12 protein-coding genes and 1 tRNA gene are annotated in these 12119 nt (G+C 40.7%); all 13 read right to left on the reverse strand.

Annotated features, from left to right (window positions below; all coding sequences use genetic code 11):
• Positions 1–51 precede the first annotated feature (51 nt).
• Positions 52–1584, reverse strand: coding sequence for a 2,3-bisphosphoglycerate-independent phosphoglycerate mutase (gpmI, locus tag ACTVAI_RS00735; RefSeq protein ID WP_443474000.1), 1533 nt, complete (start codon positions 1582–1584; stop codon positions 52–54).
• Positions 1584–2339 (reverse strand): triose-phosphate isomerase, encoded by a 756-nt coding sequence (gene tpiA, locus ACTVAI_RS00740; RefSeq protein ID WP_443473999.1) that lies wholly within the window; start codon positions 2337–2339, stop codon positions 1584–1586. The genes gpmI and tpiA overlap by 1 nt, the downstream gene beginning before the upstream one ends.
• 29 nt (positions 2340–2368) lie before the next feature.
• Positions 2369–3559, reverse strand: coding sequence for a phosphoglycerate kinase (locus ACTVAI_RS00745; RefSeq protein WP_443473998.1), 1191 nt, complete (start codon positions 3557–3559; stop codon positions 2369–2371).
• 81 nt (positions 3560–3640) lie between these two features.
• Complete coding sequence (gap, locus tag ACTVAI_RS00750; RefSeq protein WP_443473997.1) at positions 3641–4633, reverse strand: type I glyceraldehyde-3-phosphate dehydrogenase; 993 nt, start codon at positions 4631–4633, stop codon at positions 3641–3643.
• A gap of 35 nt (positions 4634–4668) precedes the next feature.
• On the reverse strand, positions 4669–5706 hold the full coding sequence (locus ACTVAI_RS00755; protein ID WP_443485673.1) for a sugar-binding transcriptional regulator: 1038 nt from the start codon (positions 5704–5706) through the stop codon (positions 4669–4671).
• Positions 5707–6035: 329 nt separating this feature from the next.
• A complete protein-coding gene (gene clpP, locus ACTVAI_RS00760) occupies positions 6036–6629 on the reverse strand; it encodes an ATP-dependent Clp endopeptidase proteolytic subunit ClpP (RefSeq protein WP_443473995.1) in 594 nt (197 codons plus the stop codon).
• A 174-nt stretch (positions 6630–6803) separates the two neighbouring features.
• Positions 6804–6875, reverse strand: a tRNA-Arg gene (locus ACTVAI_RS00765).
• A gap of 121 nt (positions 6876–6996) precedes the next feature.
• Positions 6997–7176, reverse strand: coding sequence for a DNA-directed RNA polymerase subunit beta (locus ACTVAI_RS00770; protein ID WP_443473994.1), 180 nt, complete (start codon positions 7174–7176; stop codon positions 6997–6999).
• 18 nt (positions 7177–7194) lie between these two features.
• Complete coding sequence (locus ACTVAI_RS00775) at positions 7195–8220, reverse strand: rod shape-determining protein (RefSeq protein ID WP_443485674.1); 1026 nt, start codon at positions 8218–8220, stop codon at positions 7195–7197.
• 37 nt (positions 8221–8257) lie between these two features.
• The gene (murA, locus tag ACTVAI_RS00780) at positions 8258–9568 is read right to left on the reverse strand and encodes a UDP-N-acetylglucosamine 1-carboxyvinyltransferase (RefSeq protein ID WP_443473992.1); all 1311 of its coding nucleotides are present in this window, start codon (positions 9566–9568) and stop codon (positions 8258–8260) included.
• A 116-nt stretch (positions 9569–9684) separates the two neighbouring features.
• Entirely contained in the window at positions 9685–9921 is a 237-nt protein-coding gene (locus ACTVAI_RS00785) for a DUF1146 family protein (protein WP_443473991.1), read from the reverse strand.
• Positions 9922–10253: 332 nt separating this feature from the next.
• Positions 10254–10679 (reverse strand): F0F1 ATP synthase subunit epsilon, encoded by a 426-nt coding sequence (locus ACTVAI_RS00790; protein WP_443473990.1) that lies wholly within the window; start codon positions 10677–10679, stop codon positions 10254–10256.
• 1 nt (position 10680) lies between these two features.
• Positions 10681–12105: a F0F1 ATP synthase subunit beta gene (atpD, locus tag ACTVAI_RS00795; protein ID WP_443473989.1), complete on the reverse strand. Its 1425-nt coding sequence runs from the start codon at positions 12103–12105 to the stop codon at positions 10681–10683.
• Positions 12106–12119: the final 14 nt, after the last annotated feature.

The following is a 12119-nucleotide window of genomic DNA, read 5'->3' on the forward strand; positions in this document are numbered from 1 at the left end:
TTTTAATTTTAGACAACTTTCGTGTTCTTTGCAACTTAATCTCGTAAATGATTAATCTTTTACGATTAAAGTCTCGCCTGTCATTTCTTCAGGTTGAGCGACACCCATCAAATCAAGCATTGTTGGAGCCACATCAGCCAGTTTTCCGTCTGTGCGCAATGTTACACCAGGTTTTGTAACAATTACAGGAACAGGAACCGTCGTATGAGCAGTATGTGGTGTTCCCTCAGGTGTAATCATCGTATCTGCATTACCGTGGTCAGCAAAGATAATTGCGTATCCACCGTGGGCAATAATATTATCGACTACTTTTCCTAAGTTTTCATCAACTGCTTCGATCGCTTTGATGGTTGGCTCCAGCATACCAGAGTGCCCAACCATGTCCGGGTTCGCGAAGTTCAACATGATTGCATCATACTTGTCTTCGTCGATTGCAGCACTCAAAGCATCTCCAACTTCATAAGCGCTCATTTCAGGTTTTAAATCGTAGGTTGCCACTTTCGGAGAAGGAATCAAGATACGATCTTCCCCTTCAAATGGATCATGTTTTCCACCGTTCATAAAGAAAGTAACGTGTGGATATTTTTCTGTTTCCGCAACATGTAATTGTGTTTTACCGTTGTTACTCAACACTTCAGCCAATACGTTTTTCAATCCGATTGGTGGGAATGCAACATCAGCAAGAACGGTATCTTGATATAGTGTCATTGTCACAAATTTAATATTTTGTGGACGAACACCACGATCAAATTCTGTCCATGTTTCATTACTGAAGGCATTTGAGAGTTGAATTGCACGGTCTGGTCGGAAATTAAAGAAGATAGCAGCATCGTTATCTTTTACAGTTCCTACCGGCACGCCATCTTTTACGATAACGCTTGGTAAAACAAACTCATCGGTAATATTGTTTGCGTAGCTATGTTCAACAACAGCCTGTGCAGATGGGAATTGAGGGCCTTCACCATGCATCACAGCATTGTAAGCCAAATTCACACGTTCCCAACGTTTATCACGATCCATCGCATAGTAACGACCGGAGACAGTTGCAATTTCGCCTAAGCCGACTTCAGCCATCTTATTTTCAATTGTTTTAATGTATCCTGGTGCAGCGTGTGGATCTACATCGCGACCATCCAAAAATGCGTGTAAACAAAGTTTCTTTACGCCTTTATGTTTAGCACTTTCAATCAAGGCCAAGATGTGACCCAATTGACTGTGTACACCACCGTCAGATACTAAACCGAACAAATGGAGTGTAGAGTCATTATCGATTGCATGTTGATAAGCACCTTTCAGTGCATCATTGGTCAGGAATTCACCATCTTGGATTGCTTTGTCAATACGTGTCAAACTTTGGTAAACAACGCGACCAGCCCCAATATTCGTATGCCCTACTTCTGAGTTACCCATTTGACCTTCAGGAAGTCCTACGGCTAAACCAGATGCAGCCATTGTTGCATGCGGGTAGGTATTCCAATAACGATCAAAGTTAGGTTTTTTTGCTTGTGCCACAGCATTACCAATGATTTCGTCACGACAACCGAAACCATCAAGAATGATGATTGCTACAGGTTTCTTATTCATTATTTTACTGCCTCCAATAATTTCAAGAAGGACTCTGCTTCAAGACTTGCGCCTCCAACTAAAGCACCGTCAATATTAGCTTTTGCCATATATTCAGCGATGTTTTCTGGCTTAACACTACCACCATATTGGATACGAACCGCATCCGCTACAGCACCATTGTACAATTCACGAACTGTTTCACGAACAACGCCACAAGTTTCATCTGCATCTTCAGCCGACGAAGATTTACCTGTTCCGATTGCCCAAATTGGTTCATAAGCAATAACAAGTTCTGAAACTTGTCCTTCTGTTAAATCTTTCAATGCATTAGTTATTTGGCCTTTAATCCATTCAGCAGTTTCTCCCGCTTCACGTTGTTCTAAAGTTTCGCCACAACATAGGATAGGAACCATTCCATTACGGAAAATCGCAAGTGCTTTTTTGTTGATGTCTTCGTCAGTTTCGTGGAAATATTGTCTTCTTTCAGAGTGACCAATGATAACATAGTCCACACCCAGGTCACCCAGAGCTTGTGGGCTAATTTCACCAGTAAAAGCGCCTGAATCTTCAGAGTAACAGTTTTGCGCTGCTACTTTTAAATCAGTTCCTTCACGATCAGCCACCATTTTTTCTAAATATAAAGCCGGAGATCCAATAACAGCATCTACAGCATCGTTACTTGGAATTGCGTTTTTAACTGCTTCAACGAAAGCTTGCGCTTCAGCAGCAGTTTTGTTCATTTTCCAGTTACCTGCAATGATAGGTTTACGCATGATTTTCCTCCTCTAGCTAAATCCAACGATTATTTATCTGAAATCGAAGCAACACCCGGTAATTCTTTACCTTCCAAATACTCAAGTGATGCGCCACCACCAGTAGAAATATGCGTGAAGTCGTCTGCATAACCTAATTGCATTGCTGCTGCAGCAGAATCGCCACCACCGATGATTGTTGTAGCATCTTCTAATTTAGCGATTGCTTCACAGACACCAATTGTACCTTTGGCAAAGTTTTCGAATTCAAAAACTCCCATAGGGCCATTCCAAACGACTGTTTTAGCACCCTCTAGTTCTTTTTCAAATAGCTTGATTGTTTCTGGTCCGATATCCAACGCTTGTTTGTCAGCTGGGATTTCGTCCATTGAAACATAACCAACTAAAGCATCATTGCTGAAACCAGATGCAATAGCAGCATCGATTGGCAAGATAAGTTTATCGCCTGCGCGAGCCATCAATTCCTTAGCCAAGTCCAGTTTGTCAGCTTCTAGTAAAGAGCCACCGATTTCTTTTCCTTGTGCTTTAGCAAATGTATAAGCCATGCCGCCACCGATAATGACTTTATCAGCTTTTTCCAACAAGTTTTCGATAACACCGATTTTGTCAGAAACTTTGGCACCACCCAAGATTGCAACGAATGGGCGTTGTGGTTCGTCAACAGCACCACCGATGAACTTGATTTCTTTATCCATCAAGAAACCAGCTGCTGAATCTAAATGAGAAGCAATTCCGATATTTGAAGCATGGGCACGGTGAGCAGTACCGAAAGCGTCGTTCACAAACAGGTCACCTAGGCTAGCCCAGTATTTACCAAGTTCTGGATCGTTTTTGCTTTCTTTTTTACCGTCAACATCTTCAAAACGCGTATTTTCGAACAATAGAACTTCGCCATCATTTAATGCATTGATTGCTGATTCCAATTCTTCTCCACGTGTTTCGGCAACAAATTTCACTTCTTTATTCAATAGAGAAGCTAAACGTGTAGCAACAGGACGCAAGCTCAATTTAGCTTTGTCTTCTTCTGTTTTAACTTTTCCCAAGTGAGAGAAAAGAATAACTTTTGCATTGTTTTTAATTAAGTGCTCGATAGTTGGCAAAGCTTGTACAATACGATTATCGTTTGTAATTTCCCCGTCTTTCATCGGCACGTTGAAGTCTGCACGAACCAGAACTTTTTTACCAGCAACATCTAAGTCTGTAACAACTTTCTTTGTCATAAAATAAAAACCTCCGCTTCTTAATCATGTAAAAAGGCAGGAAGCGCGACGCTTCCCGCCTATTTTACGAGTTAATTTAAATTATTTTGAAGCCATGTATGCTAGAGTGCTTACCATGTTTGCAACGAAACCGTACTCGTTATCATACCAAGCAACAGTTTTAACCAATTGGCCGCCGTTAGCTTCCATGATTTTTGTTTGAGTAGCATCGAAGATTGAACCAGCTGGAACGCCGATTACATCTGAAGATACGATTTCATCTTCTTCGTACAAGAATGCATTTGAAGAAGCTTCTTTCATTGCTGCATTTACTTCTTCTACAGTAACGTCTTTTTCAAGTACTGAGTAAAGTTCTACCATTGAACCAGTGATAGTTGGAACACGTACTGCAGTTCCATCGATTTTACCGTTCAATGCTGGAATTACTTTACCTACTGCTTTAGCAGCACCAGTTGATGCTGGAATAGCGTTAGCTGCACCGGCACGGTTTTTACGTCCGCCTGGAGCATCTTGCATAGCTTGTGTAGCTGTGTAAGCATGGATTGTTGACATCAAAGCACGTTGAATACCGAATTTTTCGTTCAATGTGTTTGCCAATGGTGCCAAGCAGTTTGTAGTACATGAAGCTGCAGATACGATTACATCTGAAGATTCGATTGTTTCGTGGTTAACTCCGTAAACGATTGTTTTCAAGTCGCCAGAAGCAGGTGCTGAAATCAATACGCGTTTTGCACCAGCATTGATGTGCGCTTGTGATTTTTCGTCTGATACATAGAAACCAGTACATTCTAGAACGATGTCAATTCCTAACTCGCCCCATGGTAGGTTGTTAGCATCTTTTTCAGCGAAAGATTTGATAGCTTTACCAGCTACTACTAAATCATCGCCTTCTACTGCTACTGAGTGAGGGAAACGTCCTTGAGCTGTATCATATTTCAACAAGTAAGCTAAATCATCGTTATCTGTTAAGTCGTTGATTGCTACTACTTCCATGTTTGTGTCAGATTCCATAATACGGCGTAGGGCTAAACGTCCAATACGGCCAAAACCATTAATCGCTACTTTTACTGTCATTATAAAAAATCCTCCTTCAGGATAATTAATATATTTTAAAGGGAAATCCCTTTTAAAATCTGGTTAGCTGCACCTTCATCTGTTACAAGCCATGTATGTTCTGGTGCAATGTGTGAATAAGCTTCAATTGCGTTTGCTTTCGAACTTCCCCCTGCTATGGCTATCGCATAGGGAATCTTTGCAACGTCTTCTATCTGTAGACCGAAGCGCGACAAGCGATGTACAATTTGACCTTTTTCGTCAAAATAACATCCAAATGCTTCTCCGACAGCTTTTTTCTCAATCAGATCCGCCTTAAACCCTGTCGCCATCTTGCGACGATCCATCATAACTTTAGCATTTCCGATGCTATATAACAAGCAATTCGCGCGCTTCATCAGATTCATCGTCTGTAGAATCGAGGGCTCATTTTTTAACATATTCAACGCTTCTTCGCTCAAATCATCAGGTACAAACAATGCTGTGTTTGTGCCTCCCGTAGCTTGGGCCATTGAATCACTGACGGAGTTTGCCTGGATTGCCATTAGGTCACCCAAACCGCCTCGTGCCGGTACAAAAGTAAAATGCCTTTGTTCAGATAGTTTCGTAGTCATATGTCGCGCCATTGCAAGCATAGTACTACCACCCGCAACAGCAACTATGAACTCACCTTCCGGTAACAATTCATCAAAAACTTCGACTGCCTGTTTTCCTAAATCATCAAGAGCATCACTCGATTCATCTGTATCACCTGGTATAATGCGACAAAATTGGAGGTTCAACTTCTTAGCAAGTGCCTCTTCTTTTCTGTCCATTGTCAGCATGCGATCAAGAACGTCTTCAAGCTCATGGAATACTTTCTTTCCCTTTAAGGTGAGTGACATTCCGGACTTAGAACTAATGAGCAAACCTTGGTTCTTCAAAAAGTCCGTTTCGGTGCGTAATGACCTTTCGGAAATGCTGGTGATTTCGGACAACGAGCGTCTACCGATTGGCGCATGTAAGTGAATAACTTCCAGGATATGATAGCGATGAGTTAAATGTGCTAATAAATCCGGAATCACTTTTTGTAAGACAGAAATAGCATCTTTCATATCATCCCCCACTTTCCTAGTAGGTCAAAAAACGACCAACCATGCAGAAAAGTCTAGGCCATCATACTACCCAGAAGCAGTACAGGAGCTCTAAAAGCTTAATAGCGGTGCATCTCTTTCCCTTACAACGTTTATTCTATCAATTCCGAACTTTTTTTTCAACTATTTTGTATCATTTTCTTAAAAAACCCAATATTTTTTTGGGTCGTTTTTTGTCCCGCAAAACAAAAAAGCAAAAGCCCCTTGTTGTTTCCGCTTACATTTTACCACAACAAGAAAAAAAAAAGACAACCAACTTTAAATTGTCGGTTGTCTTTCGTCTTAAATGCTTATTTCAGGTTTTTTGAACTTTCCATTACTTGATCAATCAAACCGTATTCTTTCGCTTGTTCAGCTGTCATGTAGTTATCACGATCAGTATCACGTTCGATTACTTCGATCGGTTGACCTGTTCTTTCAACCAAGATTTTATTTAGGCGTTCACGCGTTGCCAAGATATGTCTGGCCGCGATTTCGATTTCAGTTGCCTGACCTTGTGCTCCACCCAGTGGTTGGTGAATCATGATTTCAGCATTAGGCAAAGCGAATCGTTTACCTTTGGTTCCAGCCGTCAATAAGAAACTTCCCATTGATGCAGCCATACCCATTGCGATTGTTTGAACGTCTGCTTTTACAAAATTCATGGTATCGTAAATAGCCAGACCAGCAGATACGGATCCACCCGGAGAGTTAATATAAATATAAATATCTTTTTCAGGGTCTTGCGCATCCAAAAATAGCAATTGTGCAATAACCGAGTTTGCCAAGTTATCGTCAATGCCACCAGAAATCATGATGATACGATCTTTCAAAAGGCGTGAATAAATATCATAGGCGCGTTCACCGCGAGAAGTTTGTTCAATTACTGTAGGTACTAGATTCATTTAATTATCCTCCTAATCAAGAAATATTTTTCATTTACAGTGATAATTGTACACCATTGGTCAAAAATGGTCAATTCGTTTGGTTGACCTTTCACCTATTTTATCAAAGTTAATAGGCTATGGATATAAAAAAGCCCCCACCTTGAACAGACAAGATGGGGGCACCGTTAAAGACGTCGCCTGAGGGAATCGAACCCCCATTGCAAGAACCGGAATCTTACGTGATATCCATTACACTAAGGCGACAGCAGTGTTATTATTATAACACTAAACGCGAACTGTTGGCAATAACTTTTTAAAATCAGAGCACCCTTGTCATAAAAGCACCCTGATTCTTCGTTCGGATGAATCCAACTAACCTAATTGATTAACGAATATAGTCAAGTATATGTTGCCAAGTGTCATATTTGAAAACATCCATCATTTCACCATCTCCTAAGACACTATATCCCACAGCTAGGCCCACAAAAAATAAAACGGCTGCCAAGACTATGAAAAATATAATCCAAAATAGAGCTCTAAATATAGGTTTAACGTCGAATTTCATTACGAACTTCCTTTACATTTAATTTGTTTGGAGAATTCTTCTCAGGAATCCAATCTTTTTGCGACGGGACTTGCCAATGTTTTCTAGTAGCAGACCTGTTCCCAAAACAACTGAATCTAAAGCTTCTGTTGCAACGAACACAGGAACACCCAGCTCATCGCTGAATAATTCTTCGATACCTTCGATCAAAGAACCCCCACCAGTTAAAACAATCCCGCTATTAATAATATCTGCACCAAGTTCTGGAGGTGTTGTTTCCAGTACCTCTTTAGCTTGATTAACAATATTCATCAATGTTTCATGCATGGCTTCGTATATTTCAGCCGAATTAATCGAAATGGTACGTGGTAACCCAGTCACCATATCACGACCACGAATTTCCATTGCAATAATCTTCTCTGGGTAAAGCGCAGTACCTACTTCTTTCTTGATTTGTTCTGCCGTTCTTTCCCCAATAAGTAATTTGTGTGATCGTTTAACGAAGTTCATGATGTCTGCATCAAGTTTATCCCCTGCTTGTTTCAAAGAACTGCTTGTTACGATACCACCCAAAGAAAGAACAGCAACATCACTGGTTCCTCCACCGATATCAATAACCATATTACCATTTGGCTGGAAAATATCCAAACCAGCGCCGACAGCGGCAACTTTAGGCTCTTCTTCTAAATAAACGTTTTTACCGCCACTTTTTTCAGCAGCTTCAATAATTGCTTTTTGTTCTATTGCTGTAACGTTTGTCGGGCAGCAAATCAGAATATTTGGCTTAGTCATTAAGCCTTTCACGTTCAAACGGTCAATAAAGTGTGTCAGCATTGCCTCTGTAATGTCAAAGTCTGCAATAACGCCACCTTTTAGGGGACGAATAACTTTGATATTAGAAGGTGTCCGCCCTACCATTCGGTAAGCTTCAGACCCCACAGCAAGCACGCGGTTCGTCGCAGTATCCACAGCAACAACGGAAGGTTCGTTCAATACGATTCCTTTACCCTTCACATGAATCAATACGTTAGCAGTACCCAAATCGATACCTATATCTTTAGCCAAGTTTTTTCCCCCTGAAAATAAATCGTAAATATTTGTATTATGCAAACAAGGCATCAAGGTCTTGAGAAGAAAGTGATTTTTCAGCACTCTCATCGATTCTCTCAATATCAGCTCCAAGATTTCTGAGCTTTTTGTCAAATTCATAATAACCACGATCTAAATGTGTTAAATTTGTTACGCGTGTATAGCCTGTTGCTACTAAACCAGCAATGATAAGCGCTGCTGCTGCACGCAAATCTGTCGCGGCAACTTCTGCTCCCTGGAAGGAAGAATTACCGTACAGCAGTACAGTTTGACCTTCTACTTTGAAATTCGCATTCATCCGACGCATTTCTTCAAGATGCATAAAGCGATTTTCAAAAACAGTTTCCGTCATTGTGCTTGTTCCTTGGGATACTAGTTGTGCAATAGTCATTTGTGCTTGCATATCCGTTGGGAAGCCAGGATGTGGCATTGTCTTAACATCAGTGGCACGCAATTGTTTTGGTCCAATAATTCGTAGACCACTTGCTTCTTCCTCAATCGAAACGCCCATTTCCTTCAATTTCGAAATCAACGGTTTGTTGTGTTCAGCAATTGCATCCTCAATTAAAACATTTCCGTTAGTTACTGCAGCAGCAACCATGAATGTGCCTGTTTCGATACGGTCAGGAATAATAGAGTGTGTTACCCCTACAAGCTCCTCTACCCCTTCAATGCGGATTGTTTCAGTTCCAGCACCAAAAATTTTAGCACCCATGCTGTTTAATAAGCGTGCTAAATCAACAATTTCAGGTTCACGTGCAACGTTCTCCAAAATAGTAGTTCCTTCAGCATAAACAGCACCCATCATCAAATTCTGAGTTGCGCCTACACTAGGGAAATCAAGGTAAATTCTTGCTCCATGTAATTTTTCTGCCACTGCTTCTACATAACCATTTTCAATCTTAATTGATGCTCCCATTGCTTCAAAACCTTTTAAATGCAGGTCGATTGGCCGTGTCCCAATCGCACATCCACCCGGAAGTGCAACTTTTGCTCTACCTAGGCGACCCAATAATGGTCCCATAACAACTATAGATGCTCTCATTTTACTGACATATTCAAAAGGTGTTTCCCAGCTTACTTCATCTGTTGCATCCACAACAATTGTATTAGTGCTTTCGTCAAACTGTGTATCAATATTAATATTTTTCAAAACGTTATTAATTGTGTATACATCAGACAAAACTGGAACATTTTTTAATACTGTTTTACCTTTAGTAGCCAAGATTGTAGCAGCAACAATTGGAAGCACAGCATTTTTTGCACCTTCTGCTTTCACTGTCCCGACAAGTCGGTTCCCGCCTCTGACAATCATTTTTTCCATTCAAATATCCCTCCGAAATTCGTGTATCGCGTCTAGAGTTGCTCACAACTCTATTGTATTTATCGTTTGTTTAGTTTGCGTCATTTGCACTTGTCATGAAATACGTAGTCATAGGTTTAGTTAGTTATTAGAAAAGCCAAGTTTCGTGAAACAGTCACGAAATCAATAAAGAATGAACTCACTGTATATCCTAAAGCAATTGCAATAAAAAAATATAAGATTCTCGCTTCAGGTATATGGTTCTTTCTGATCCAAGTTTCAATCCTGATGGCTTTTATAGCCCAAAAAGACAAAAAAATAAATACCATATGAGAGATGATTTCCAGCATTCCGAATGAAAACATTGTATCCATCCTGCCCCTCCCCCCTATAGCCTTCAACTATACTAACATAAATTAAATCAAAAAAGAATAGTAGCTTACATTTTTAAATAAATTGAAATAAATAAATAATTTCATTACATTAATAGTGTAAAAAAACACCTTTATACTTCGTATTATAAATGCAAATTCCGCTATTTCAAACTGATATGGTTTAAAAATATATTTTTTTTACAATTATTTTGATTTTCAAACTCAAAAAATTCTATAAAGCACGATTTCGATATGTTTTCTTTTATTATTAAAAGAGAGAAAAAGCCAGAACCGCTGCATCAAATACGCAGGATTCTGGCCTAATGATGAGATTATAGTCTTTTTTTAGATACGCCGATACGGTTAATTGCTTTGGCAAGAGAAACACGCGCGCGATTGAACTCAACGAGATTCTTTTGGTCACGCGCTTCAGCCATTAATTCCTCGGCAGCTTTTTTGGCCAACTCCGCTCTATCCAAATCGATATCGCGTGAGCGTTCAGCTGTATTGGCAATAATATTGACTTGATTCCCTTGTACTTCCATTATTCCGCCGTTTATTGCGACATAATTTTTATCGTCATCACTATCAGTGACACGCGTCACTCTTAGTTCACCAATTGCGAGTGGCACAATGATCGGTATATGGCCCGGTAAGATTGTAATACCACCATCTGTCGTTTGGGCATCGACCGCTTTGGCTCGATGATCAAAAACAGTACCCTCAGGTGTAATGACAGAAACATGCATCACAGCCATATTAAGACACCCCTTTATAACCTAGGCTCTCAGCTTTTTTCAAAACTTCTTCAATCGTTCCTACATTTCGAAATGCCTCTTCTGGTACATCATCGTGTTTTCCATCAATAATTTCCTTAAAGCCTTTTACAGTTTCTTTTACTGGCACGTATGATCCCGGAATACCTGTAAATGACTCCGCAACATGGAAGTTTTGAGAGAGGAAGAATTGAATGCGACGTGCGCGCCCAACTATTTCTCTTTCATTCTCGGATAGTTCATCCATACCTAAAATGGCGATGATGTCTTGAAGTTCACGATAACGTTGCAGAATATGTTGTACTTCCGTCGCCACCTCATAATGTTCTTCACCCACAATATCTGGTGAAAGCCCACTTGAAGAAGATGCCAATGGGTCAACCGCTGGATAAATACCTTGTTCCGTCAAACGACGTTCCAGGTTGGTTGTAGAATCAAGATGGGCAAATGTTGTCGCGGGAGCCGGATCCGTATAGTCATCTGCTGGAACGTAAATAGCTTGAATAGACGTAATCGAACCATTCTTGGTTGATGCAATCCGTTCTTGCAGTTCACCCATTTCTGTTGCCAATGTTGGTTGGTATCCTACAGCTGACGGCATCCGTCCCAAAAGTGCAGATATTTCTGACCCCGCTTGAGTAAAGCGGTAGATATTGTCGATAAATAAAAGCACATCTTGATTTTCTTTGTCACGGAAATGTTCAGCCATCGTCAAACCCGTCAAAGCTACCCGCATACGGGCACCTGGCGGCTCGTTCATTTGACCGAAAACCATTGCTGTTTTCTTACCAACACCGGATTCCTGCATTTCATTATAAAGGTCATTTCCTTCACGTGTCCGCTCACCAACACCGGTAAATACAGAAATACCACCGTGCTGTTCAACGATATTATGAATCAATTCCTGGATCAAGACCGTTTTCCCGACACCGGCACCGCCAAACAAGCCTACTTTCCCACCTTTTAAATAAGGTGCCAAAAGGTCGATTACCTTGATTCCTGTTTCAAGAATTTCATAGTTACTGCTCAATTCATCATACGTCGGTGCAGCTCTATGAATACCTTCGCGTGGATAGTCCTCAGGAAATGGTTCTTTCAAGTCAATGGGATCGCCCAACACATTGAAAACACGACCTAACGTTTCTGTCCCTACCGGAACCCTGATAGGTTTGCCAGTATCAATCACTTCCATCCCGCGTTGCAGTCCATCAGTGGATTGCATTGCAATGGTACGTACTTCTCCGTTTCCAATTTGCAAGGCTACCTCCAGGACGATTTTTTCGACTTCACCGTTTTGACGCACTCTTTGGATTTGGAGTGCATCGTGAATATTCGGTAGTCCTGCATCAGGGGGAAAGCCGACATCGACGACAGGCCCAATAACTTGAACGATTTGTCCTTTTCTCATGTAATTTTGCATCC

The organism is Jeotgalibaca sp. A127 (assembly GCF_052266745.1).
Lineage (GTDB): Bacteria > Bacillota > Bacilli > Lactobacillales > Aerococcaceae > Jeotgalibaca.